This window comes from Draconibacterium mangrovi (assembly GCF_010586825.1).
GTDB lineage: Bacteria > Bacteroidota > Bacteroidia > Bacteroidales > Prolixibacteraceae > Draconibacterium > Draconibacterium mangrovi.
Genome location: NZ_JAAAGB010000003.1, coordinates 238,588 through 262,559, shown reverse-complemented (window position 1 = coordinate 262,559; position 23,972 = coordinate 238,588). Strand labels below are relative to the sequence as shown.

The 23,972-nt window shown below is 39.5% G+C and carries 24 protein-coding genes; 5 read left to right on the top strand and 19 right to left on the bottom strand.

Annotated features, from left to right (window positions below; genetic code table 11):
- Positions 1-13: 13 nt before the first annotated feature.
- The 5 genes from G4420_RS10555 to G4420_RS10535 all read right to left on the bottom strand — a co-directional run bounded on the left by G4420_RS10555 (position 14) and on the right by G4420_RS10535 (position 5,500).
- Positions 14-1,519, bottom strand: a complete 1,506-nt coding sequence (locus tag G4420_RS10555) for an alkaline phosphatase D family protein (RefSeq protein ID WP_163323612.1) — start codon at positions 1,517-1,519, stop codon at positions 14-16.
- Between the two features lie 79 nt (positions 1,520-1,598).
- Positions 1,599-1,958 (bottom strand): hypothetical protein, encoded by a 360-nt coding sequence (locus tag G4420_RS10550; protein ID WP_163323611.1) that lies wholly within the window; start codon positions 1,956-1,958, stop codon positions 1,599-1,601.
- Positions 1,959-2,244: 286 nt separating this feature from the next.
- Positions 2,245-2,697, bottom strand: coding sequence for a hypothetical protein (locus G4420_RS10545; protein ID WP_163323610.1), 453 nt, complete (start codon positions 2,695-2,697; stop codon positions 2,245-2,247).
- A gap of 41 nt (positions 2,698-2,738) precedes the next feature.
- A complete protein-coding gene (locus G4420_RS10540; protein ID WP_163323609.1) occupies positions 2,739-4,619 on the bottom strand; it encodes a mucoidy inhibitor MuiA family protein in 1,881 nt (626 codons plus the stop codon).
- Between the two features lie 203 nt (positions 4,620-4,822).
- Positions 4,823-5,500 carry a YiiX family permuted papain-like enzyme gene (locus tag G4420_RS10535; RefSeq protein ID WP_204273652.1) on the bottom strand — a complete coding sequence of 226 codons (678 nt, stop codon included), beginning with the start codon at positions 5,498-5,500 and terminating at the stop codon, positions 4,823-4,825.
- A gap of 1,162 nt (positions 5,501-6,662) precedes the next feature.
- Between G4420_RS10535 and G4420_RS10530 the strand changes: the two genes are divergently transcribed.
- Together G4420_RS10530 and G4420_RS10525 are read left to right on the top strand one after the other, a co-directional pair.
- Positions 6,663-7,118: a (2Fe-2S)-binding protein gene (locus G4420_RS10530; protein ID WP_163323608.1), complete on the top strand. Its 456-nt coding sequence runs from the start codon at positions 6,663-6,665 to the stop codon at positions 7,116-7,118.
- Between the two features lie 56 nt (positions 7,119-7,174).
- Positions 7,175-9,391 carry a xanthine dehydrogenase family protein molybdopterin-binding subunit gene (locus G4420_RS10525; protein ID WP_163323607.1) on the top strand — a complete coding sequence of 739 codons (2,217 nt, stop codon included), beginning with the start codon at positions 7,175-7,177 and terminating at the stop codon, positions 9,389-9,391.
- 1,007 nt (positions 9,392-10,398) lie between these two features.
- Here G4420_RS10525 and G4420_RS10520 read toward each other — a convergent pair.
- The 4 genes from G4420_RS10520 to G4420_RS10505 are packed head-to-tail and all read right to left on the bottom strand — an operon-like array spanning position 10,399 to position 12,798.
- Positions 10,399-11,115 carry a HesA/MoeB/ThiF family protein gene (locus G4420_RS10520; protein ID WP_163323606.1) on the bottom strand — a complete coding sequence of 239 codons (717 nt, stop codon included), beginning with the start codon at positions 11,113-11,115 and terminating at the stop codon, positions 10,399-10,401.
- Positions 11,099-11,569, bottom strand: a complete 471-nt coding sequence (locus G4420_RS10515; protein WP_163323605.1) for a molybdenum cofactor biosynthesis protein MoaE — start codon at positions 11,567-11,569, stop codon at positions 11,099-11,101. Before G4420_RS10515 ends, G4420_RS10520 begins: the two co-directional genes overlap by 17 nt.
- Positions 11,570-11,579: 10 nt before the next feature.
- Entirely contained in the window at positions 11,580-11,822 is a 243-nt protein-coding gene (locus tag G4420_RS10510) for a MoaD/ThiS family protein (RefSeq protein WP_163323604.1), read from the bottom strand.
- 1 nt (position 11,823) lies between these two features.
- Positions 11,824-12,798, bottom strand: coding sequence for a GTP 3',8-cyclase MoaA (locus G4420_RS10505; protein WP_163323603.1), 975 nt, complete (start codon positions 12,796-12,798; stop codon positions 11,824-11,826).
- Between the two features lie 225 nt (positions 12,799-13,023).
- On the opposite strand from G4420_RS10505, the gene G4420_RS10500 reads away from it, so the two are divergent.
- Entirely contained in the window at positions 13,024-14,040 is a 1,017-nt protein-coding gene (locus G4420_RS10500) for an XdhC family protein (RefSeq protein ID WP_163323602.1), read from the top strand.
- Positions 14,033-14,626: a nucleotidyltransferase family protein gene (locus G4420_RS10495; protein ID WP_163323601.1), complete on the top strand. Its 594-nt coding sequence runs from the start codon at positions 14,033-14,035 to the stop codon at positions 14,624-14,626. The genes G4420_RS10500 and G4420_RS10495 overlap by 8 nt, the downstream gene beginning before the upstream one ends.
- 31 nt (positions 14,627-14,657) lie before the next feature.
- On the opposite strand, the gene G4420_RS10490 is transcribed toward G4420_RS10495, so the two are convergent.
- The 5 genes from G4420_RS10490 to G4420_RS10470 all read right to left on the bottom strand — a co-directional run bounded on the left by G4420_RS10490 (position 14,658) and on the right by G4420_RS10470 (position 18,838).
- Positions 14,658-15,359: a 16S rRNA (uracil(1498)-N(3))-methyltransferase gene (locus G4420_RS10490; protein ID WP_163323600.1), complete on the bottom strand. Its 702-nt coding sequence runs from the start codon at positions 15,357-15,359 to the stop codon at positions 14,658-14,660.
- A gap of 92 nt (positions 15,360-15,451) precedes the next feature.
- Positions 15,452-16,456 (bottom strand): cytochrome d ubiquinol oxidase subunit II, encoded by a 1,005-nt coding sequence (locus G4420_RS10485; RefSeq protein WP_163323599.1) that lies wholly within the window; start codon positions 16,454-16,456, stop codon positions 15,452-15,454.
- On the bottom strand, positions 16,449-17,759 hold the full coding sequence (locus G4420_RS10480; RefSeq protein ID WP_163323598.1) for a cytochrome ubiquinol oxidase subunit I: 1,311 nt from the start codon (positions 17,757-17,759) through the stop codon (positions 16,449-16,451). Before G4420_RS10480 ends, G4420_RS10485 begins: the two co-directional genes overlap by 8 nt.
- 246 nt (positions 17,760-18,005) lie before the next feature.
- Positions 18,006-18,500: a SixA phosphatase family protein gene (locus tag G4420_RS10475; protein WP_163323597.1), complete on the bottom strand. Its 495-nt coding sequence runs from the start codon at positions 18,498-18,500 to the stop codon at positions 18,006-18,008.
- A gap of 59 nt (positions 18,501-18,559) precedes the next feature.
- Positions 18,560-18,838, bottom strand: a complete 279-nt coding sequence (locus tag G4420_RS10470) for a putative quinol monooxygenase (RefSeq protein WP_163323596.1) — start codon at positions 18,836-18,838, stop codon at positions 18,560-18,562.
- A gap of 130 nt (positions 18,839-18,968) precedes the next feature.
- Between G4420_RS10470 and G4420_RS10465 the strand changes: the two genes are divergently transcribed.
- Entirely contained in the window at positions 18,969-19,481 is a 513-nt protein-coding gene (locus G4420_RS10465; RefSeq protein WP_163323595.1) for a metallophosphoesterase family protein, read from the top strand.
- Here the strand turns inward: G4420_RS10465 and G4420_RS10460 are convergent.
- The 5 genes from G4420_RS10460 to G4420_RS10440 form a co-directional block, all read right to left on the bottom strand.
- Entirely contained in the window at positions 19,476-20,147 is a 672-nt protein-coding gene (locus G4420_RS10460; RefSeq protein ID WP_163323594.1) for a phospholipase D-like domain-containing protein, read from the bottom strand. The two genes, G4420_RS10465 and G4420_RS10460, sit on opposite strands and share 6 nt — an antisense overlap.
- A 104-nt stretch (positions 20,148-20,251) precedes the next feature.
- Positions 20,252-21,094: a 50S ribosomal protein L11 methyltransferase gene (prmA, locus tag G4420_RS10455; RefSeq protein ID WP_163323593.1), complete on the bottom strand. Its 843-nt coding sequence runs from the start codon at positions 21,092-21,094 to the stop codon at positions 20,252-20,254.
- Positions 21,095-21,165: 71 nt separating this feature from the next.
- Positions 21,166-22,323 carry a DUF4857 domain-containing protein gene (locus tag G4420_RS10450; protein ID WP_163323592.1) on the bottom strand — a complete coding sequence of 386 codons (1,158 nt, stop codon included), beginning with the start codon at positions 22,321-22,323 and terminating at the stop codon, positions 21,166-21,168.
- Positions 22,324-22,402: 79 nt separating this feature from the next.
- On the bottom strand, positions 22,403-23,077 hold the full coding sequence (locus tag G4420_RS10445) for a hypothetical protein (protein ID WP_163323591.1): 675 nt from the start codon (positions 23,075-23,077) through the stop codon (positions 22,403-22,405).
- 4 nt (positions 23,078-23,081) lie between these two features.
- Positions 23,082-23,972, bottom strand: a complete 891-nt coding sequence (locus G4420_RS10440; RefSeq protein WP_163323590.1) for an ABC transporter ATP-binding protein — start codon at positions 23,970-23,972, stop codon at positions 23,082-23,084.

Sequence of the window (23,972 nt, the reverse complement as noted above, 5' to 3'; positions counted from 1 at the left end):
ATTTCAATTTACCTTATTGTTTTTTGGGAGTTAACATATCGTATGACAAAATATGTTTTTCCATAACATTCCCAAATTCATCAATTAATCTAAACGTCACTTGAGGTTTATTTTCCAGTGTATTAAAAGTAAACTCACCAAAAGCTTTTAATCCTTCACCATGATACCCGAATAATTGATTTGAAGTGTCGTTAGCCATTGCCGGAGGTCCGGGTACTCCTCCGAGCGAAGCTGCTTCAAATTCATAAAACTTAAAACCTGATGTTCCTGGTATTGTAAAACCACGGGCACCGTGACGATCGCCACTAATCAGTAAAACGCCGGGTATATTTTCTTCTTCTATCAGGTTGAATATCTCTTCCCGAGCCAAAGTATCCCATGTTCCCCATGAATCTTTTCCATTTGTAATATAATCGCTCCACATCGTTCCACTGGAAATAATCTTAAAAGGCGCGGTGGAATTTTTCAAAATACTTTTTAACCATTTTTGCTGTTCCGACCCCAAATATGAGCCATATTCACCCCTTTCTTCAATTTTACGGCACGACCTTGTATCAAGCATTATTATTTCTACCTGACCTATTCGGGTAGTAAAGTAAATTCCTTCTGCGTCATTTTGGGGATTGTTCCAATTTTGTCGCCATAATGTCCGGAGTTTTTCTCTTTCCTCTTCTGTAAAGTTTTCAGGAATACCACTAAGGTCGTTATTGAGGTAATCATGATCATCCCAGCTCGTATAGAGAGCAACATTAGCAGCGAGTTTTTTCCACGATCGAGAAACATCACGGAGTAAATAATCAGAACTGTGCATATTAAAATTGTTTTCTCTATCATCAACTGCAATATCACCTAAAAGCAACATTGCATTTGTTTTTCTTTTTAATATGGTGTTGATAAGGTTGGGATTATGAAGACCTATTTTATGAAAACATGAACCAAAAGTTAGTCTTAACGGAGTATTTTCATCCGTTTTGGGTGCTGTTTGAAATGCTCCTTCGGCTATTTTGATATCTTGTGATAGTACTACATATTTATAATTCGTTGAAGGAGACAAATCATTTATAACGATTCGCTGTGCTCTGCCTGCAGCAACAGGTTTTAATGTATAACTATTTTCTTCATTGCTATTCAAGGCAATTACTTTTATGTGGATTGGCAATTCGTTTGATGGTCGAAACCAAATACTTATCCCATTCTCTTTTACATCACCCAGCATAGGGCCACCCATTAATCTTATATTATTTTTTGTCGCAGCCTCAACAATTTGTATGTCAGTAAAATCTACCTTGTTTTTCTCAAATACAGCTCTGGCATCAAGATAAAATGAGGTTATATTTGATGGTAAAGTCTCATAACTATTGAGCAGCATAGTATCTATTTCAAAACTTCCAATATGAGCTTCTTTTAAGGTAACATTATAACGAGGCGAAACCTTATCAGTGTTTTGACAAAAACAATTATTACTGAAATAAATCATCGTAATAAATACGAATAGATACTTTGGTTCAATGAATCTCATTGGCTGTGTTATTTTCTATCTCTCAAAGTTAAATTTTTATATGCAGGATGCCTCAAAATGAAGTACAACGGTTTGTACATTATTTTTTTGTCCATTTAATTATTTTATCCCAGAAGTACTCATTTACTAAGGCTACCAGTAAGAAAAGAAAACCGACTTTTAGCATTATTAATTTTATTTCTTTGCTTAAAAAACCATCACTGAATGCCAATTCTCCAAAAATGAATATGAATGCGGTTAAGTAAAAGTATTTATTTAAAGAGTTTCTTTTTCCCTTTTTAGATGCCTCAAGCCATTGTTTTAAATAGTCATTTTCATTGTCCCATTCACAAAGTTTCTCAAATATTTCGATTGATGTTTTATATTCTTTATTATTATAATGCGCACGTCCTTTGCTAGTTAGTGTACTCCAATAAGTATCAAAATCAGAAAATGGCACATTAAATTTATCAATGTTATTTTCTATTAACGATATGTTTTATCAGCATATTGAATTGTCTTTGTATACCGCCCCAAATTCTCCAGACCAATAATATATTTTGTGAGAATAAGTATGTGTTCATTGAATTCTTCAAAGTCTATGAAATTCGATTTATTGTCTAAAATCATCTGATTCTTTTCATAGAATTTTACTATTTCAAAGTGATTTTCTACATCAATCTCATAGAACTCATCATATATTTTTTCAATGCCTTTCACTTATCTTTCTTGCTTGATTCAACGGATTAGTCATAAAATGGAACGCTTTTAGGAACTCGAATTTTTAAAATTGAGTCGGAAAATGTAATTAAAAAGAAATTCATTGTATCGATTTCGATAAAAGCTTCTTTCCCATTATTTACAATAATTCCGACATTATTAATCGTTTCCATGTCGTTAAGTTTTATTGATTTTGCAACACCAGTAGAAGACTCTGTATTTATAATTTCAGAAATTTCTTTTTTCCCATTGATTTTAACCTCAACGGTGTCTTGATTAAAATAACTTTCAAAAATTAAATACAAATTTCCGTCGCGTAAATATTCCTTGTCTAAATATTTTCGATTAAAGGTTTTATCCTTTTTGTAATGATTATATAAAATTTGAATATCGTATTTATTTTCATGCTTAACGGATTCAACTTTGCTTTGACATCCAGCAAAAAACAATACTATTAGTATTTTACTTATTTGCTTCATTTTAAATTGGTGCTAACGGTCACACGAGTTATGCGAAGTTTTTATTCGATTGTCAAATTCCTCGATTTTGGATATTTGACTGAATATTTTAAATCAAATTCCTTTTGCTCCATTGGTTTTAACGTAAACTCCCACTTAACTTCTCCACTTTCTTTATTTAGCTTACCGCCTGAAACATCTTGAATGTTTACTTCAATTTCTTCAAGTTTTGATACCGGAGCCTGGTCAAGTACAACCATATTAATTTCTTGACTTTTATTGTTTTTAATGGTTGTTTTCCATGATTTTGATTCTTCTTTCTTTGAGCCAATAAATTGTCTGGTTTCAAAATCTTTTTCTTTTTCCCGGTTAACAATTACATTTTTGTCTTTACCCAATGAAAGTTGCAAAGTGTCAGACGCGAACCGAACATCCAAAAGTGACTTCCCAACAAATGTTTCCTCGAAAAAAATATTGGCTTCACCTTCCAATAAATTATATTTTTCCCAGTCAGTGATATTTGCAATTAAGTAAGCTTCTTTTTCAATTTTTGGTACAGTATAATATTGGAAGAATGCAGGTACCTGATACACTACCATGTCAACCGAATAGTTTTTATTGTCTGAATTAACAGTATATGGAGTGGAAATCTCAAAATTTATGGAAGTTTGATTTTCGGTTTTTTCAAAAGGAATTGCAATACTTTCTGCGTCTCTGCTTTTAGTTTTATTTACTGAAACACCAGCAACCCTTCCTTGAAGTTGTGTTGATACTTCAGCATCTCCCTGAACTCCATAACCAACTACCACAACTTCTTCCAATCCCGCTACATCCTCAATCATTTTTACATTAATCACCGAGCTGGTAATTGGCAATGTTTGACTTTCGCAACCTACAAACGAAAAGTTTAGATAATCCGCATTATTCGGAAGGGTAATTGAATAATTTCCGTTCATATCTGTTACAGTTCCAATTGTTGTTTTTGGTACCATTACCGTTACCCCAATTAATGGTTGATTTTCTTCATCCACAACTTGACCGCCAACGGAGTTTATTGATTTATTGTATACCGGCGGCAAACTATAATAGTCGAGAAAATAAGCTTTAAGTTCCGGAGCAACTCCCGAAGAATTTGGATTTGAAGAAGAAAAGCTAAGTTTTACATTTTTCCAATCAACTTTAGTGTCTTGTCTTAAATTTGCTTTATAAATAATTTCTACGGGGTCATTTATCGTTTTTGCACGAATATCATATGTCGGATACCATCCTGCATTGTCAACAATGTATGATAATTCGAAAGAAGGATTTGTTTTTATCTTACCTTGAACTTTTACTAAAATTTCACCCGATGCAAATTCTTTCTTGCTTGTTAATGTATATAATTGGCTTTGAAGTTCGTTCTTTTGTTTTCTTAAATTTTCTAGAGTATTACTTCTTTCTATTTCTTTGAGTTTTAATGCAGTTAGTTTTGAACTGTAAAACTCAGACGCTTCTTTAAGTGTCGAAATATTTAGTTCATTGTTTTTCCCCCCGATAATCCGGTTGTCATTTAAAAAGGTCAATTCTTCTTTTAAAATTGAAAGGTAGGTCTCTTCTAATTTTATTTGACCCTTTAGGTCATCAAGCTTTTCTTCAATTTTTTTTACTTCTTCCGATTTTTCAAGTTTATCAATAAAGTTTTGCTGATGATTTACTGCCAAAACTGTCACATCTCCTTTTGCTTTAACCTGAACACTTTTTGCATCGATGAAAGGGGATAGGTTTATAAATTTTAAAATTGTGATTCCAGAGTTGAGTTCAACAGTTTTTTGTCTTGTAACTTGTGCTTTGTCAATAAAGACCGTTACTTCATTAACTTCTGTTTTGATTTCTTTTTCTACAATCTCTTGAGCAAGTAGGTTGCTGAAGATTAGGCTGAATAGTAAAATAGTTATTGCTTTCATAATATAATTTTTCTCATAGGATGCAAAACTTTCATTAATTCCATAAATGTCTTTATTAAAATTATGCTAGGGGTAAATTGTATGAGTAATGGCAGATTGCGGGCTTCTTTCCTGTCAAACCGCTATGCAGTTGAAGCGGGTTACAACCGTTGATTTTACTACTGTCTCGGCTATTATTTTTATACATTGTTGTGGCCTGGTTTTTATTCAATATAAATCGAAGTCAACTTTTCGCTTTCAAACATGCTTGATGGAGAAATAACAATTTCATCCTTTGGAATATTTTCTCCATATCTTTCTTTAAGTTTCTGTATTACAGTCTTATCTTTCAAATTAAATTCGCTTAATCTTTGTAGTTTCCCGATTTCAATGTTTGCTGCATTTTTATAAATTTTCCATACCAATTCAGAACAGTAAATTCTATCATCTGACCACTCGAAATACAAATCATAATTCTTTCCTCTATACTTTTCTCCCTCGGTTTTCATTTTATTTTTAATGTCAGTAGTCAGGATTTTATCTGAGTTTTTAAGTCGTTTAATTACAAAATGTCTTTTTTCTCCACGGTCAATCCATTCCTCTAATGATGTCAACTTAACTGGCTGGACAGCTTCGTAAACAAAACAATTTCCTTCAATTTTATAAATAATTCCGAGATGACTATATTTTGAATTTGTAGCTATTTGAATAGCTTTACTCTGGCTTGATTTTGATGTTTGAAAAATAATATCTCCATCTTCAACATAATCATATAAATCAGTTACATCAATGTGTCTTGCTTCATCGGCCATTAAAGGTTCAATGAACTTAACTATCACGACAAATACTAATCCAAGTATCGCAATTGCTATTATTATTGAATTTCGTATCGTTTTATTCATAGGTACTTCGTTTTCTTAAACTTAGCCACTACAAGTTTATATCTACATGAAAACCGTACAATAATTCCATATACAGGAAATTATACCAGGTTTAGGTATACAATATTGAATCTTGTAAGGGTTATTTACTGTTGTTATTTCAGGGCGCGTATTCAACGGCTATGGTTTTTATTCGGAGCTTAAAGTTAGCATAATAAAAAAATAAAACAACAGTGCTTTAATTTCCGAATTTATGCTCGCGAGTGGTTTATTTCGTCTTTGGTTGGTATGCCTTACTGTGGGCGGGTTTCCGAAAAGTCTTTTGTAATTAAAAATATCTAACTGCCTGATTGCAAGAGCTCCCCGGAGCTCTATTTGTAACTTTCGCAGGACTGCGAAAGCTTCACCGACTACTATTTAGTCCTTTCGTACCGCTACAAAAGCTCCACCGAGTTCTCAAAAGTCCTTTCGTAATGCTGCAAAAGCTTCTCAGAGTCCTATTTACTGCTTTCGCAGGCGTACGCTGCCACCAAATAGTTCTACTTACTGCTTTCGTACTGCTACAAAAGTTCCACCGAGTTCTCAAAAGTCCTTTCGTAGTGCTGCGAAAGCTTCCCAGAGTCCTATTTACTGCTTTCGCAGGCGTACGCTGTCACCAAATAGTTCTATTTACTGCTTTCGTACTGCTACGGAAGCTCCACCGAGTTCTCAAAAGTCCTTTCGTAGTGCTGCGAAAGCTTCCCGGAGTTCTATTTACTGCTTTCGCAGGCGTACGCTGCCACCAAATAGTTCTATTTACTGCTTTCGTACTACTACAAAAGCTCCACTGTGTACTCAAAAGTCCTTTCGTAGTGCTGCGAAAGCTTCCCGGAGTTCTATTTACTGCTTTCGTAGAAGTACGCAGGGTAATGTTCAATATACTCGTTACCATGCTATTTTAAAATATCCGGGTAATGTGTTGCAGGTATTTGCTTTTTCACTCTACTCATTACTCACTGCTCAAGCCACGATAAACGACAACAATACAACCATGTATTGCAGAACCGGGGCCTCTTTCAGAATTCTTTATTTATTCCTGAACATTTACGATAAGTCTTTGTTGTAAAGGGTGTTAGTAAAATATCTAAAAAACTGTATATCTTACTGTTTAAGCTTCGTAACATGGTTTAAAATCTATAAATAAATGGCAGTATTTAATCTAAACATCAACGGAAAACAGCATGAGGTGGATGTTGATCCGTCCACACCTATGCTTTGGGTACTCAGAGATCATCTGGATTTAGTAGGAACAAAATTCGGCTGTGGAATTGCACAGTGCGGGGCGTGCACCATTTTGGTTAACGGGCTTGCAACGCGTTCGTGTATCACTTTTGTCGACTCGGTGGGCGACAAGGAAATCACTACAATCGAAGGACTTTCGGAAAACGGGGATCACCCGCTTCAAAAAGCCTGGATCGAAGAAGATGTGCCGCAATGCGGTTACTGCCAAAGCGGACAAATTATGAACGCTGCAGGATTATTAAATGCGAATCCATCGCCCAGCGACGAAGAAATTGAGATGGCCATGCATGGTAATATTTGCCGGTGCGGAACCTACACACGGATTAAAAAGGCCATTAAAGCAGCCGCTAATTCTTAATCTGCACCGCACAGGTACTACGCTTTTCGCATTCACTAACATTAAAATCATTTCACATGACAACGGTTAAAACAAAACTCGATAGACGTTCTTTTATACGAAGTTCGGCATTGGCCGGTGGCGGATTACTGCTGACTTTTAGTTGGTTGGCTCCGGCTTGCACCACCGATTCGCCGAAACAACTAACCATGCCCGATGAATGGTATGAGTTAAACGGTTTTTTGAAAATAGGGAATAACGGAGCGGTTACCATTATGTCGCCCAACCCCGAAATTGGCCAGAATGTAAAAACATCGATGCCGATGATTGTGGCCGACGAGCTGGATATTGACTGGAAGTTTGTAATGGTAGAACAGGCGCCGCTGAACACCGATATTTTCACCCGGCAGTTGGCAGGAGGTAGCCAGTCTATCCGGCAGGGGTGGAACGGACTCCGAATGGCAGGTGCAACCGCCCGCAGGATGTTACGCGAGGCCGCTGCGCACGAATGGAAGGTTCCGGTTGATGAAATTACTACCGAAGCCGGAGTTTTGTATCATACGGGCAGCGGAAAAGAAGCCGGTTATGGAGAAATGGCCTCTGCCGCAGCTGAACTGACCGTTCCTGAAGAGGTAGAGTTGAAAGACATAAAGGATTTTACCATTATAGGTACCTCAAGGAAGAATGTGGATGGCCCAAAAATAGTTACCGGAAAACCTTTGTTTGGCCTGGATTATAAAGCCGAAGGAATGGTAATTGCCATGATCGAGCATCCGCCGGCTTTTGGTATGAAACTAAAATCGTTTGATGCCACCGAGGCTAAAGCCATGCCCGGGATAATTGATGTTTTTGCTATAAAAACGTATAACGACGACTACGAATGGCAGTGGTCTGATGTGACATCTTTTACCGAATTAGTGGCTGTAGTTGGTAAATCAACCTGGGAGGTAATGAATGCCAAGCTCATGCTAAACGTGGAGTGGGAACCTATCGCGGATGACAATGCGCAGGGTGTTCCTGTAGGTAAGGAAAACACTACCGATCATTACAAAAAAATGGAGGAAGCAGCTGCCAACTCAAGTAGGGAACGGCGCCGCGACGGAAATCCTGAAGAAGCGTTTAAAAATGCTGCCAAAGTAATTGAACGAACTTATACTGCACCATTTCAGGCGCACAACCCAATGGAACCCATGAACTTTTTTGCCGACGTAAAAGATGATTTTGCACAATTGGCAGGCCCAACTCAAACGCCGGAGTTTATGGAGAATACGGTTGCCGCCCGTTTGGGTTTGCCATTGGAAAAAGTGGATGTGCAAATGACCCGTATGGGAGGTGGTTTCGGTCGACGACTGTATGGCCACTTTATGGTGGAAGCAGCTGTTATTTCGCAAAAGGTGAAAGCACCTGTAAAGTTGATCTACTCGCGCGAAGACGATATGTCGTACGGAATTTATCGTCCGGCGTATCATGCCCTATACCGTGCAGCGCTGGATGCCGATAATAACCTGATTGGGTTCCATGTTCGAATGGGAGGTATCCCTGACAGTCCGTTGCATGCCAACCGTTTTCCGGCAGGAAGTGTTGATAATTACCTTGCCGAAAGTTTTTCAGTTGATACAAATATAAGCACCGGTGCCTTCCGTGCTCCCGGCTCCAATTTTAATGCTGTCGCCGAACAGTCGTTCCTCGATGAGGTGGCCGAAGCTGCAGGTAAAGATCCGATTCAGTTTCGCCTCGATTTGCTGAAACGCGCACAGGAAAATCCGGTGGGTAGCAACAACGATTATGATGCGGCCCGTTATGCCGGCGTTTTGGAACAGGTTCGCGAAAAATCGGGCTGGGATACCAACTCCGAAGGTAAAAGCCGCGGTGTTGCCGCTTATTTTTGTCACAATTCGTATGTGGCAAACGTGGTGGATATCGCTAACAAGGATGGAGAGCCGGTAATTGAAAAAGTATATGCTTCAGTTGATTGTGGAATTGTGGTAAATCCCGATGCTGCGGTCAACATGACGGAAGGAAGTATTGTGGATGGAATAGGCCACGCCATGTACAGCGGTTTGACCTTTAGTGAAGGCCAGCCGGAACAAAACAATTTCGATATGTATCGGTTGATCAGGCATGGCGAAGCACCCAAAGAAATAGAAGTACATTTTGTAGAAAACAATATCGACCCGACCGGATTGGGCGAACCACCTTATCCTCCGGTGATGGGAGCGCTGGCCAACGCCTTATACAAAGCCAACGGAGAGCGCTATTACCATCAGCCATTTGTGAAAAACAGTATTGGATAGTTGGGAGAAGATATAAAGTTTAGAACGCAGATGACGCGGATTTTAATGATAATCACAGATTACTCAGCGAAAATCCGCAGAATCAGTGTCATCTGCGTTCCACCTATACTCAAAATGATTCAATCGTTTTCCGAATATTTCATTTAGTAGCTTTTGAGTTTTGAGGTTTGTTTCTAATCTTTACAGATAAATCAGAGAATATCTGCTAAATCAGCGTTATCAGCGTTCCATCTATACTCAAAATGATTCAATCGTTTTTCCGAATATTTCATTTAGTAGCTTTTGTGTTTTGAGGTTTGTTTTTAAACTTTACAGATATAACAGTGAATATCTGCTAAATCAGCGTTATCTGCGTTCCACCTATACTCAAAATGATTGAATCGTTTTCCGAATATTTCATTTAGTAGCTTTTGTGTTTTGAGGTTTGTTTTTAAACTTTACAGATAAATCAGTGAATATCTGCTAAATCAGTGTCATCTGCGTTCCATTTATACTCAAAATGATTCAATCGTTTTCCGAATATTTCATTTAGTAGCTTTTGTGTTTTGAGGTTTGTTTTTAAACTTTACAGATAAAACAGAGAATATCTGTTAAATCAGCGTTATCTGCGTTCCACCTATACTCAAAATGATTCAATCGTTTTCCGAATATTTCATTTAGTAGCTTTTGTGTTTTGAGGTTTGTTTTTAAACTTTACAGATAAATCAGTGAATATCTGCTAAATCAGCGTTATCAGCGTTCCATCTATACTCAAAATGATTCAATCGTTTTCCGAATATTTCATTTAGTAGCTTTTGTGTTTTGAGGTTTGTTTCTAAACTTTACAGATAAAACAGAGAATATCTGTTAAATCAGCGTTATCAGCGTTCCATCTATACTCAAAATGATTCAATCGTTTTCCGAATATTTCTTTTAGTAGCTTTTATGTTTTTAGGTTTGTTTGATAAAATGAACAGATAAATCAGTGAATATCTGCTAAATCAGCGTTATTAGCGTTCCATCTTCACTCAAAACCGAAACAAATTAAACCGGTTATCGCGGATATTAAACACCAATAGTTTTCCGCTGATCACTTCACCGTAACCGGTTATTATTTTTATGATTTCATTAGCCTGCAGCGTTCCGGTTATTCCGGGCAAAACACCTAAAAGGCCAATGTCGTATTCCTTGTAAATTCCGTCTTTTGGGGTTGTTGGAAACAGATTGGTATAAACAGGTCCGTTCTGATAATTGAACACACTTACTTGCCCCTCGTAATTTAGCACCGAAGCAAAAGCCAGTGGCTTGTTTAAGCTTGCCGATTTTAAACCGATCAGCAGCCGGGTTTTATAATTATCGGTGCAGTCGGCAATCACATCGTATTGTTGAAAAAGCTCTTCGGCGTTGGATTCATCCAGTTTTGTATCATATGACTGAACCTCAATTTCCGGGTACAAGGCCTTTATCTTTCGGGCAGCGATCTCCACCTTCTTTTGTCCCACTTCTGCCGAGGTATAAAGTATTTGTCGTTGCAGGTTCGAGGTACTCACCACATCATCGTCAACAATGCCGATGTTGCCAATTCCGGCAGCTGCCAGGTACACCAGTAACGGACTTCCCAATCCGCCGGCACCAATTACCAGTACACGCGCATTTTTCAGTTTTAGCTGGCCGGTAAGGCCAATTTCCGATAAAGAAAAATGACGAGTAAATCGTGTCCGGTCTTCGTTATTCAGCTCTTTCATAATGGTGATGATGTTGGTGATGATGGTGATCGTCGCCTACACAATCGCAATTCTGGCCCCATTCGCTGGTACCGTCAGCAAAAAACTCGTGCTTCCAAATGGGCACTTCATTTTTCACGCGGTCGATGATGTAACGGTTGGCATCATAAGCTTCTTTTCGATGGCCTGAGCCGGTGATCACCACAACCGCACAGCCGCTGATCTCAACACGCCCAACACGATGAACGCAGGCTGCCTGGTTAAGATTAAAGCGCGATTTTGCTTCTTCCAAAATTTCGCTAATCATTTTATTGGCCATGGGCGCGTAGGCTTCGTATTCCAAATGTGTTACTGCCCGGCCTTTATTGTTATCACGAACTTCGCCGCTAAACAGCACTACCGCACCACTATGCGGATGCCTGAAGTCATCAAACAGTTCGCTGTAATTAATCGCTGTATTTTGAATGTGCTTCATATCTATTGATTTATCCTCCGCTTGAGGGAGGAATTAAAAACAATGTGGTTTGGTCATTTATCGTTTCATCGAGTGGTACAAATTTTTCGTTCACCGCAATCCGGCAGCTGGTCAGTACCTCTTTTGCTTCCGGGTTTAATTCACCCAGTTTTTCCAATAAGTTGGCATAACTTTCTTCCGGTGCCACTTCAACGCTGGTTTCGTCGCCAAAGAACTTCTTCAGTCCCGCAAAACATACAATCTTTCTATTCATTTTAGCCTCCTATATTTCTCATTGATAATTCGCTGCCGTGGAATTTCACTGCTTGTTTAAGCATCAGTAATCCTTTCAGTTTCTCAGCAAGTAGCTGTTCGTTATCGATATACGGCATCAGTTTTTCGCCGTGGGCATTGCTCAGACAGCCAAAAAAGTAGCCGTTGCTATCCAAGCGTAAACGGTTACAGTCGTGACAAAATGGTGTCGATTCATTGGCGATAATCCCAAAAACTCCACCGTTTGAAGTACGCCAGTAATGTGCTGTTGATGCATGCTCGCGCCTCATTTCTTCAATTTCGTATTTTTCCTGAATCGTTGAAAGAATCTCTTTCTCAGGAAAGAAAAGTCCGTTCTCCGAATGGTATAAATGCCCCATTTTCATCAATTCCAGGTAGCGGATCTTTACCCCAAGTTCGGTGGCATAATCAAGTAGCGGAACAATCTGCGAATCGTTTTTTCCCCGCATAATAACAGCATTCAGTTTTATATTTAATCCTGCTTTAGCAGCTGCTTCAATACCCTGGAAAACCCGCGAAGTATCCGATCGGCGTATAATCTTCCCAAAAGTTTTGTTATCGATGGCATCCACTGAAATGTTGATTGAATTTACTCCCGCATTCACCAGTTTTTCGGCATTTTCTTTTAGGAAAAACGCATTGGTGGTTAGCCGGATATCGTTAATGCCGAGCTTTTTAATGTTTTCAATAAGTGGGTAAAGATTGGAATAAAGCAAAGGTTCGCCGCCGGTTAACCGAACGCTTTTAAGGTCCGTTAAGCGGTGTACTGCCTGAATCAACTGTGTAAATTCTTCCACTGAAATAGGTTGATCAGCGCCGTTTTGATCGGGTTGAAGGTTTGCATTTTCATCAAACTCATTGTCAACACAATAAACGCATGAAAAATTACACGAGTTCAGGAGACTTATCCTTAGCTTTTCAAATCTTCTGCCCAGTTTATCTTCAATTTTCAACATGTCTATTTAACTTGAAAATCGCTGATTTGTTCAGTTAATTCAGACTAATAGGTATTTTGATTGTGACAATTTTTAGTTAGTCGGAAATTATCCATCGAAGATTGGTATTTTATTGAACAGTAGTAATCATTTTCTTGTTATAATCTTGGTTTATAAATATTTGATGTATTTTTATTTAGGTGAATTGAAATTTGCCGAACGAAACTAACCTTTAACGATATTGATATGACGCACGAACTGAAACTACTGTTTGATACGTTAAAATCGTGGCAACTACTTGATAAAAAAGCCGTATTTGTTTCTGTGGTCGACCTTGAAGGTTCATCATACCGCAGGCCCGGTGTTCGAATGCTGATCAGTGAGGATGGTGAGTATGTCGGAGCAGTTAGCGGCGGTTGTGTGGAAAGCGAAATTGAACGACAGGCACAAAGTGTTTTCCGTACCAATAAGCCAAAAATTATTACTTACGATGGCCGGTACCGGATTGGTTGCGAGGGTATTATTCATGTTTTGATTGAACCCGCTTTTCTTTCGGAAGAACTTACAAAAGCTTTTGAAAATCAACTGGAAAGCAGAAAACCTTTCCGTATGGATTCGTTTTTTTATACCGAAGTTGGAGAGTATAATAATGTCGGTTCGGTGCTTCAAATTAATGGTGTCAACTACTCGTTGAATTCCAAATTTGAAAAAAATGAAACTGCAAACCAAAAGTGTTTCTCACAAACTTTCGAACCTTTGTTCCAGCTTTTTATTTTCGGCGCCGAGCATGATGCCGTTCAACTCAGTCAGGCCGCAAAATTACTGGGGTGGGAGGTGACGGTTGTTGCTTCGCCGGAGGAATCGAAATCATGCGATTATTTTCCGGGAGCAGCAGCGTTGATCACTCCTTCGTTTGATGCTATCGATACTTCTGCCATCGATGAACAAACAGCGGTGGTTTTAATGACACACAGTTTTAATAAGGATGTTCAGTATTTAATGGCTTTAAAAGATATCAACCCGGCTTATATTGGTTTGCTGGGCTCAGTAAACCGCCGGGAACGTATTATTTCGATGTTATTGGAGCAGGTTCCTGATCTTTCGTTTGAGTTTATTGAACAGATCCACGGACCGGCCGGAATAAACATTGGCGCTGAAAACGCTGCTGAGATTTCGATCTCTGTTTTGGCTGAAATATTAAGCGTGGTACGTAAGCAAAAACCCGTGGCTTTGCGCGAAAAAATGGGTGCAATTCATGAATAATATTCCAATAGTATTGTTGGCAGCAGGTGCTTCATTAAGAATGGGGCAGTCAAAACCACTATTGCGCTGGGGTGGACAAAGCTTAATTGAACACCAGTTAAACACGTTATTGAGCACAGGCAATCCGGTAGTTGTGGTTTTAGGCAATCAGGCTGAAAATATTATTCCAATTCTACATGATCTGCCTGTTAAATTCACCATAAACGAAAACTGGGAACAAGGAATGGGAACTTCCATTGCTGCCGGAGTTAAATTTGTTGATCAATTATTTCCTGATTGTAAAGCCGTACTGATAACTTTGATTGACCAGCCCTTGATTACAACTGATCATTTAAATACGCTACTTGCTGATTTCGAACCGGGTGACCAGCAAATTATCGTTTCGCAAGCCGAATTGGGATGGCAGGGCGTTCCGGTAATATTCGACCGGTTTTACTTTAAGGAACTCTCAGAATTAAGCGGGAAACAAGGTGCTAAAACGATCTTCAGGAATTATATACATCAGGTAAAAGCTATTGCGTGCGGAGATATTTTAGAAGACATGGATACGCCGGCGCAGTATATAAAACTCAGGAATGATCAGTAGCTAAAAGACTCAGATCTTGATAATTGCCCTGTTAGTCGTTTGCCAGGTTTACAATATGGCAGGCAACCACTCCGGCGGTCTCTGTTCGCAGGCGGGCATTTCCCAATGATATGGCTTCAAATCCATTTTCCAAAGCAAGTTCCACTTCCTCGGGACTAAAGTCACCTTCAGGACCAATCAGTATAAGCACTTCTTCACCCGGTTTTACCACATTTTTTAGATGAGGTTTTTCGCCCTCATTACAATGAGCGATGAATTTTTTTGTTTCAGTAGCTTGAGTCAGAAGGTCGGAAAGTTTTGTTAGCTCATTTAGTTTTGGCAGGTAAGCTTTCACCGATTGTTTCATGGCCGAAACCAGGATTTTCTCCAAACGTTCGGGTTTTATCACTTTACGTTCCGAATGTTCCGTGAGTAGAGGAGTTACCTCATCTATCCCAATTTCGGTGCATTTCTCCAAAAACCACTCTGTGCGGTCGATGTTTTTGGTCGGTGCAATGGCAATGTGTAAATGAAAATCCTTTTTGCCAAATTCAGTTTGCGATTCAATAATGCTGAGCTGGCATTTTTTCGGATTGGCATCGGTGATTCTTGCTCTGTAGAATCCTCCTTTTCCATCTACCAGCTCAATCTCGTCGCCTTCTTTTAAGCGAAGAACACGAACGGCATGTTTCGATTCGGTTTCATCTAAAATAACTTCGGCACCTGAAATAGTCGGGACATAAAATAATTGCATGGATTCAAAACTTTTTCAAGTGCCAAAGTTAGTAAAAATGTTATTCTGATTTTTTCGAAATAACGAAGTGGTTAAAAACCGGAATGGTGAATTTACGATTCCGGTTCTTCACTAAACTTAAATGTTTTATACAAAAATCCCATTGCCGGGAAAATGATCAACACACCGACGATCAAAGCAATTAACAGGAATAGCTGTACTTGTTCAGGTGCTTTAGCTGCCTGAATGGTAATATCGTGACCACTTTTTGTTTTTACCAGCACCGGAAACTGAATGGCAAACCATCCGGTAACGATCAGTGTAGTTTGAAGCCCGGCAGTTAATCGTAGCCAGTTGCCCTTGTTTTTATTCAGGAAATACCAGAACGCCGGAAGTGCCAGCGTGGCGATAACAATACAGGCTACGCTTATGGGCGAGTTGATAAAGTCTTTTAGCAGTGGATGACCGGCAACTTTGGCTGTTGCAAAAACTATTGCTCCCATTACCACCAGCGAGATCAACAGGCGTTTGGTCATACGGGTAAAGTAGATGATGTAGTCTTTGTCCTCAATTTCGCTAACGGTAAAAATACCAGCCAGAAAGGCGAATAACAATACCATAAATAAGCCCATACTTACCGAAAACCAGTTTAACCACGGGTGGATGTATACCTGGTAAAAACCAAGTTGATAATCCATCGTTATTTCGCCTAAGATCAGTCCTCCAACGGTTACTCCTAAAAAGAAGGTGGTGAAAACACTGGAATAGCGAAATATGGCCGAATAAATAGCTTTCGGACGTTCTTCGTCGATATCGTAATGGCGGAAGGTAAACGCTGATCCACGGGCAATAATACCAAGCAGCACCAGCAGTACAGGAATGTGCAATGCCGTAAGAACGGTGGAATAGACCGATGGGAATCCAACAAACAGGATTACCACCACCAAAATGAGCCACACGTGATTGGCTTCCCAAACCGGAGCAATGGCTCGCGACACAATTTTTGATGCTTTACCTCTCGATAAAAGTTCGAGAATACCTCCGCCAAAATCGGCGCCGCCAAGCAATACATAAAGCATTAAACAAATAACAAGTATAATGAGATTAGCTTCAGCCATTTTTCAGATATTTTGATTGTAATAGTTGTATTTGCCGGCTCAACAGCCAGGTAACTACAAAAGTTAATATGACATAAACCGCAGTAATAGTGTAAAAAGTGTACTGGATGCCCGGCATCGGCGTTAATGAATCTTTTGTTTTCATAATGCCATAAATGATCCACGGCTGGCGACCAACTTCGGTAACTACCCAGCCGGCTTCCACTGCAATAAACCCAAGCGGGGTAGCGATGGCCAGCAAACGCAGCCACCATTTCTTTTCAAACCAGTGTTTCCATTTGTAGGTTCCGGCAAAAAACAGGGCGGCAATCAGCATTAAAAACATTCCTATCCCAACCATTAACTGGAAAGAATAGTGGGTTATCGGTACCGGTGGCCATTCTTCTTCCGGAAATTCTTCCAGACCTTTTACTTCAGCATTAAAATCGCCGTGCGCAAGAAAACTCAGGAATCCGGGTAGTTTAATCGCGTATTTTACTTCGCGGTTTTCAACGTCAGGAATTCCGCCGATAATTAGCGATGCTTTTTCTTCTGTTTTAAAATGCGACTCGAAAGCAGCCAGTTTTGCCGGTTGCAGTTTGGCAACGTTCTTGGCGGCGAGGTCACCACTTATGGGTTGAAGAACGGCAGCGACTGATGCAAATGCCAGTGCTATTGTTATGGCTTTGGCATGAATCTCCAGCTTGTTTTTCATGTATAGAACAGCATGTACTCCGGCCACGGCAAATCCTGTTGCCGAAAAGGCTGCAATGGTCATGTGATGCGCCTGCGAGAACCATGCTTTGTTAAACATCGCCTTCACCGGATCGATATTAAAAGCTTGTCCGTCAATCCAGTCGAAACCCGAAGGAGAATTCATCCAGGCATTGGCCGAAACCACAAAAATTCCTGAAAGCACACCTGATATCCCCACAACCATTCCGGTGTAGAGGTGAACCCATTTGTTCAGTCGTTTCCAGCCATAAAGAAACAATCCTAGAGCAATAGCTTCCACAAAGAAAGCAGTTCCTTCCCACGAAAAGGGCATCCCGAAAATGGGGCCGGCGTGTTGCATAAATGTGGGCCATAACATACCTAACTCAAAAGATAATACGGTACCGGAAACGGCACCCACGGCAAAAAATATTGCCACACCTTTTGCCCATGCTTTTGCCAGGTCGAGATAAACCGGATTTTTTGTTCGCAGCCATTTCCACTCGGCAACAAACATAAACCACGGCATTACCATTCCTATGCAGGCAAATACGATGTGAAATCCTAACGAAACGGCCATTTGCATTCTTGCGGCCAAAAATTCATCCATGTTTTATTCTATTTTCTGTTTACATTGTATGCCATTCCTAACAACAATTTCCTCTTGTAGTTTGAGTTTTTTTGTCGATTTCTCCATTCTACATAAGCAATTCGATCCAATATCCTGATTAATTGGAATATAGAATAGGAAAATTTCGTATCAGTAGTGCTAATTTAGAAAATATAATTAAGTAATAACAGGAAGTTTCAATGATTTAAGTAAACTAAAGTTTAAAAAAAATGAAAATAAAAACTGCTATTTAAACATACGTGGAACCAAATGAAAAGCCAGTTTCCCACTTCGCGCTTCCACTTCTTCCCAGCTTTCAACATCGAAATTTATTCCAACGGTTGATGAGGTTGGCATGTCGCTGTAAAATTCTTCGAGCAAATTGCACACGTAGTAATAAAAGCCCGGATTATGCCCGAAGAAGAATACCGTATTGGAACTCGGTGTTAGTTTATGTATCAGCTCCAAAAATTCGTCGGTGCTAAGCCCGTCGTATATATCTTCAACAGTAATAATGTCCTGGCGTTTGAAGTCGAGGTTTTCGGCAAATATCATGGCCGTTTTAAACGCTCGTTTGGCTGGACTTGAAATAATGGTATCCGGAATTACTCCTTGTTTTTTCAGATCCTGACTTATCAGTTTGGCGTCGTTTTTACCACGTTCACGCAGGTCGCGCGTAAAATCATCTTCGTACCCGTAAGGTACAGCTTTGCCATGTCGTACGATTACTACTTGTTTCATATATATAAATTAAAGACCGATGCTAAACCTGAGTGGAGCAGCGGTCTGGTTAGCCATTTTTAAACCGGTTCGTAAAGGTCAATGCTAACTTCTGCCAATTCTACAATTTTAGGAACAGTACCGGTAAAATGCGGGGTATTGTTGTGAAAATCGATAGCTGCCTGGTCTTTCCATTTTTCAATCAGGCAATAGGTTGACGGATCGTCCACTTTTTTATGCAAAACATACTCAATGTTTCCGTCCTCGGCGCGAGATGCTTCTCCCAATTCTTCAATGAGTTTCAAAAATGTTGATTCCTGTCCTTTGTGTACTATGAATTTGGCTACAATTGTAATCATCGTGTTAATTTTAGAATGTGAATCTTCCCCGCCAAAACGGAATTATAAAAAGTTAAATCCGGTTTTTATTAAGCTGTAGAAGTTGTCTAAAACAAATTTAACTTAATTTGTGGCATTAAGACAAATTTTAATGAGACGAATTGGACTGTTATCGGACACTCACGGATTTATTCACGAGCGTATTTTTACTTTTTTCGATAAGGTGGATGAGATTTGGCATGCCGGAGATTTTGGAAATATAGAAACGGCAGATCGATTGGCTGAATTTAAACCTTTACGTGGTGTTTACGGAAATATCGACGGACAGGATGTTCGTGTGGTTCACCCGATGCACCAGCGTTTTAAATGCGAGGATGTGGATGTTTGGATAACGCATATCGGCGGTTATCCGGGGCGCTACGAGCGCTATGTAAAACCGGATATTTATACCAATTCGCCCGATCTTTTTATTAGCGGGCATTCACATATTTTAAAAGTGATCTATGATAAAAAGCTAAACTTTTTGCATATGAATCCCGGAGCTGCCGGATACAAAGGCTTTCATAAAGTTTGTACCGCTCTGCGTTTTGTAATCGACGGAAAAGAAATTCGTGATCTTGAAATATGGGAGTTACCTCGCCACGAAGCGGTACCGAAATTATAAACCTTTAAAATCGAATAACTCGTTCCAGAGGCGGTTAAATTCGTTGTAGTATTGTTCTACAATTTCAAATTTTGTGGTAGCCACCATGTTCTCCTGGTTGTGTTTGGTGGCAGTGTAAGTCCAGTTAAAACTGCCGGTTATTGCAATTTTATTATCGATAATGCCAAATTTGTTGTGCATGTGGTAGTGCGAATGATCGATTTTTACAGGAATTCCGGCTTCGGCTAGTTTGGCAATTTCAGATCCGTTATCTTCCATTTTCTCATCGTCGGTAATGATCCGCACTTTTACTCCACGTTTATGGCAGGAAACTATTCTACGCGCCAGTTCGTTATCAGTAATTGTAAAAATGCACAGGTCAACGGTTTGTGAGGCGTGATCGAGCAGGGTTTTAATCTCATTTTTAATGTCGTTCCCCGGGCTGAAAAATACTTTGTTAAAGTGAAAAGCATGTTCATTAATTAGGTTAAGGCTGGTTTCCAACCACGAAATTACCTGGTTATGACCGGATAATTCCAGCTCTTTTCCCTTTTCAATAAGCAGCTTTTTTAGTGCCTCCCTGTCTTTACGGTTGAGCCTTTTTAACCTGCCGGTAATTGATTTTGGTACTTCGTTCTCATGCAACGAATCGCAGCGTTTCACAAAGTAATTAAAAAGGTCTTGCATGGTTTGTTTTATAAGATTGATAGTAGATTGAATGAGATTGAGCAGATTGATTAAAGAACAAAGACGAATCAGTCAATCTTTAATCAATCTGTTTTCAATCTTCATCAATCTTCTTTAATAAACGAATGGGCTACCCAGTTATTTTTCTCCATAAAACCGGCATCTTTCATTCCCAGGCTTTCAGCCTTTGTTCTAATATCTTTGATGTCTTCGGTGTAAAAACCACTCATAATCAACGTTCCGCCATCGTTCAATACATTGAAGTATGCTTCCATGTCGTTTAGCAATACATTTTTATGAATGTTGGCAAAAATCAAATCAAACTTCTCGTTTCCAAGCAGACCGGCGTCTCCCAGTTTTGCATTGATATTGGTGATATTATTTAAGGCTGCATTTTCGCGAGTTCCTTCGTACGACCATTTGTCGATGTCGATAGCCGTAATTTGCCTGGCACCTTTCATCGAGGCCAAAATGCCAAGGATTCCCGTACCGCAGCCCATATCCAAAATGGTTTTTCCGGTGAGGTCGTTCTGCAAAATCAATGCGATTATTGACGCTGTGGTTTCATGGTTTCCGGTACCAAAAGCCATGTTGGGCTCAATTACTATTTCGTATTTTGCCTCCGGATATTCCGTATGGAAAGGTGCCCGGATCAGGCATTCGCCGCCAATCATCAGTGGTTTGAAATAGTTCTTTTCCCACTCTTTATTCCAGTTCTGATCGGCGATAAACTCCGATTGAATTTCAAAAGAAAAATCGCCGGAGAAATCTTCCAGAACTTCATTCAAACTTTCTTCGGAGTATGAAGTTGCGGGAATAAATGCGTCGAATCCGGTTTCGGTTTCCACAAAACTATCAAAACCGATTTCGGCCAGCTGAGCATTTAAAACATCGCGTACCCACTCTTGAAAAGGGGTGATTTGTATACTTATTTTTTGGTAATCCATTTGTTTGGTATTTGCGGCGAAGGTATAAAAAAACATCCACTGATGTTTACTCTTGGAAGTTTGCTTGTTCTTTAATCAATGAATTTATTGGGAAAGATATTTACGGCGATAAAACCAAATATTCCGGTAAGTCCAATAAGCATGAGGTCAATAATTTCGGTTCTGATATTTTTCTTTCGCTGCCGGATGATGAAGTATTGCGCAATAATTAGCACCAGACTTAAAATAAGCCACCAATACGATTTGCTCATTTTTAGAAAGAAATTCACATAGCTCGAATTGTCATCAGTCATTTTTAATTCGGCGGGGAACAGCAACTGTGCAATTTTTCCTTCAGGGCGCGTGTCATAAGTTGGGCGGGTTTCAGCATATTCGTCAACCTTGTTATGGTCGCGGTCTACAACCTGCGTTCTTATAAATCCGTTGCCAATTGTTATAACATTAAAATTAAAATAATCGCCGTAGATTCGAATTTCGTATTTATCAGGATTGATATCATCAACCTCAAATTTTTCCAACATATAATCGTATGGAGTCAATACATACAGCTCATTATTTTCGGTAAATAAATAGGCGTAATAAAGTTTGTCGCTAAAATCAACACACTGGATGGTTTTGAATTTCATACCATTTGGAAGTTCAACCTGGCGAACAAAAGGTTCTCCCTTAACCATTTTTATATGAAAAAGCTGATTGGCAGAATCGATTACCAGATAACCTTCGTCGCACGATTTTCGGGTGGTAGGAATACCGTTTATCGATGTTGCCGGGAACTTAAAACCCCGGTTATATAAAACGGCCGAAAACATCCGGCTTTTGTCTTCGAGAATTCTGTTTGTTTGTGCATCGATAAATTCCATGCGCCAGGTAATGCGAAAAAAGTCGTTGGGCATTTCCAGATTTGCACGGCCCGATTGCGATTCGAATAAAGGATAGAGTTTGGGTTTCGGCGCATGAATTTCATCTGGCGTTATCCTAAAGTTTGATCGAAATATACCGGCGTGTTGGATATTAATTTTTTCTCCATTTATCGAATCGGGCATCGTTCCATCCATAACCAATTGCCGCGTGTGCATTAGTGGCAATTTCTTTTCGTAGGCTTCACGTGTTAGTTTTGTTCCTTCGCGGTTCGTCCATTTATCGTCGGCATCCGGTCGAAGGATGATAAAGTCATGATCGATACAGCTGTATTGTATCAATGGATTTCTGCCTGGTTTTTCAAAAGCCATCCGGTAAAATTGAGGCAGCACAACCGACAACCCAACAACGGCGGTAAGAACTAAGATATATCTGCTGATTTTTACCATATTACATTTCTCCTTTTCTAAACCGGTATCCCGAAAACAACAAGGCAACTGACAACAGAACCGTAAATACACCTAACAGCGGAAGGGCAGGAGAGTAGGCTCTCGCAGCGGCTGTTTGAAGGTAGAGAGGCACAAAAGTGGCAGTTACCAAAAGGTATAAAAAACGGTATTTCCATACCGGCTCCATAACGATTAATGCAGTCAGGAAATAAACTACAAAACCGCATAAAAACCAGGGAGCAATTGAAATTAAGGCCGATTGAACAATCTCTGCAGGAAAATACACAAGGCTCAATCCTGTAAACAGCAGAAGCTGAGCTGCAGCGATGGCGAACAGGCAAAATGCTCCGAACAACATCATCACCATCAGCGCTTTGTTTTCATTAACCGGCAAATGAAAAGTGAGCTTTATTCTTTTGTTTACAGTTTCGGGAAAATACTGGGCTAAGGCAATGGCCAATGCTCCAATAAGCGGAACAAATTTGAACAAACTGTATTCGTAAAACCGGTATTGATTGAAAAGAATACTATACCAATAATAAGCCTCCTGACTGAATTCAAAATCGTGCTGGCCTTTTAGAAATATATTTCCAACAACCAAAATACCAAGTGCTGCGTAAATAATTGCAAACCACCTGATTTTTAGCCATTCTTTGTATATAATCGATTTCCACATTTTGCTAATATTTTCCGGTTAGTCCAATAAATGCATCTTCCAAACCCATCTCCACCTGCCGAAAGTTTTTGTGTGCAACTCCTTTGTTTTTCAGAAAGTTCAGAACCTTTTCCTCTGACTCGTAGGTATACAATTCCAGCTTGTTGTTCACTTTTTCGCAGTTGACTACAAACTCCTCGTTCGAAATATCGATGTCCGGATTTTCAAGCTCCAAGTGAAACTGTTTAAACTCCTGCATAAACGATTTTACACTACGCTGGGCCAGTACGCGGTTAAAATCCATGATCAGCAAATCGTCGATCAGGCGTTCCATATCCTGAATAATGTGTGACGTGGTGAAAATGGTTTTCTTCTTTTCTTTGGCATATTCGCGCAGGTAATCGATAAAAAGGCGGCGATAGCCGGGATCGAGTCCCATCGAAAAATCATCGAGAATAAGCAGATCGGGATCTTGCGCCAGAATAAGCCCCAGTGCCACCTGCGAACGTTGCCCGCACGACATGTTGGAGATTTTTTGTTTAGGTGAAACCTGTAACTTTGACATCAGATGCCAATAAGGTTCATTATCCCATTTAGGGTAGAACTTCGAGTAAAATTTTTCGATTTGATGAATATTCATAAAAGTATACTGAATGTGCCCTTCGATAAGAAAACCAATTCGCGCCTTGTTTTGCGGAGATAAGTTTTGCGAGTTCTCACCATAAATCAGGCACTCTCCGTCTTGCGGTTGCAGAAAACCATTCAATATATTAATAGTAGTGGTTTTGCCCGTACCATTTTTGCCCAAAAGCCCGAGTATACTTCCTTCCTTTACGTTAAAACTCAGGTTTTCGAAAACCAGCTTTTTGCCGTAGTAATGGGTTAGGTTTTTACATTCAATTGCGTAATTACTCAT

Bases quoted from the DNA above. Each gene is read 5' to 3' on its own strand.
- G4420_RS10440 (WP_163323590.1), bottom strand. From the start codon at position 23,972: ATGAGTAATTACGCAATTGAATGTAAAAACCTAACCCATTACTACGGC.
- G4420_RS10480 (WP_163323598.1), bottom strand. From the start codon at position 17,759: ATGGATGAATTTTTGGCCGCAAGAATGCAAATGGCCGTTTCGTTAGGA.
- G4420_RS10540 (WP_163323609.1), bottom strand. From the start codon at position 4,619: ATGAAAGCAATAACTATTTTACTATTCAGCCTAATCTTCAGCAACCTA.
- G4420_RS10500 (WP_163323602.1), top strand. From the start codon at position 13,024: ATGACGCACGAACTGAAACTACTGTTTGATACGTTAAAATCGTGGCAA.
- G4420_RS10515 (WP_163323605.1), bottom strand. From the start codon at position 11,569: ATGAAGCACATTCAAAATACAGCGATTAATTACAGCGAACTGTTTGAT.
- G4420_RS10485 (WP_163323599.1), bottom strand. From the start codon at position 16,456: ATGGCTGAAGCTAATCTCATTATACTTGTTATTTGTTTAATGCTTTAT.
- G4420_RS10450 (WP_163323592.1), bottom strand. From the start codon at position 22,323: ATGGCTTTTGAAAAACCAGGCAGAAATCCATTGATACAATACAGCTGT.
- G4420_RS10495 (WP_163323601.1), top strand. From the start codon at position 14,033: ATGAATAATATTCCAATAGTATTGTTGGCAGCAGGTGCTTCATTAAGA.
- G4420_RS10535 (WP_204273652.1), bottom strand. From the start codon at position 5,500: ATGAATAAAACGATACGAAATTCAATAATAATAGCAATTGCGATACTT.
- G4420_RS10545 (WP_163323610.1), bottom strand. From the start codon at position 2,697: ATGAAGCAAATAAGTAAAATACTAATAGTATTGTTTTTTGCTGGATGT.
- G4420_RS10475 (WP_163323597.1), bottom strand. From the start codon at position 18,500: ATGAAACAAGTAGTAATCGTACGACATGGCAAAGCTGTACCTTACGGG.
- G4420_RS10470 (WP_163323596.1), bottom strand. From the start codon at position 18,838: ATGATTACAATTGTAGCCAAATTCATAGTACACAAAGGACAGGAATCA.
- G4420_RS10505 (WP_163323603.1), bottom strand. From the start codon at position 12,798: ATGTTGAAAATTGAAGATAAACTGGGCAGAAGATTTGAAAAGCTAAGG.
- G4420_RS10465 (WP_163323595.1), top strand. From the start codon at position 18,969: ATGAGACGAATTGGACTGTTATCGGACACTCACGGATTTATTCACGAG.
- G4420_RS10510 (WP_163323604.1), bottom strand. From the start codon at position 11,822: ATGAATAGAAAGATTGTATGTTTTGCGGGACTGAAGAAGTTCTTTGGC.
- G4420_RS10445 (WP_163323591.1), bottom strand. From the start codon at position 23,077: ATGTGGAAATCGATTATATACAAAGAATGGCTAAAAATCAGGTGGTTT.
- G4420_RS10460 (WP_163323594.1), bottom strand. From the start codon at position 20,147: ATGCAAGACCTTTTTAATTACTTTGTGAAACGCTGCGATTCGTTGCAT.
- G4420_RS10490 (WP_163323600.1), bottom strand. From the start codon at position 15,359: ATGCAATTATTTTATGTCCCGACTATTTCAGGTGCCGAAGTTATTTTA.
- G4420_RS10555 (WP_163323612.1), bottom strand. From the start codon at position 1,519: ATGAGATTCATTGAACCAAAGTATCTATTCGTATTTATTACGATGATT.
- prmA (WP_163323593.1), bottom strand. From the start codon at position 21,094: ATGGATTACCAAAAAATAAGTATACAAATCACCCCTTTTCAAGAGTGG.
- G4420_RS10530 (WP_163323608.1), top strand. From the start codon at position 6,663: ATGGCAGTATTTAATCTAAACATCAACGGAAAACAGCATGAGGTGGAT.
- G4420_RS10520 (WP_163323606.1), bottom strand. From the start codon at position 11,115: ATGAAAGAGCTGAATAACGAAGACCGGACACGATTTACTCGTCATTTT.
- G4420_RS10525 (WP_163323607.1), top strand. From the start codon at position 7,175: ATGACAACGGTTAAAACAAAACTCGATAGACGTTCTTTTATACGAAGT.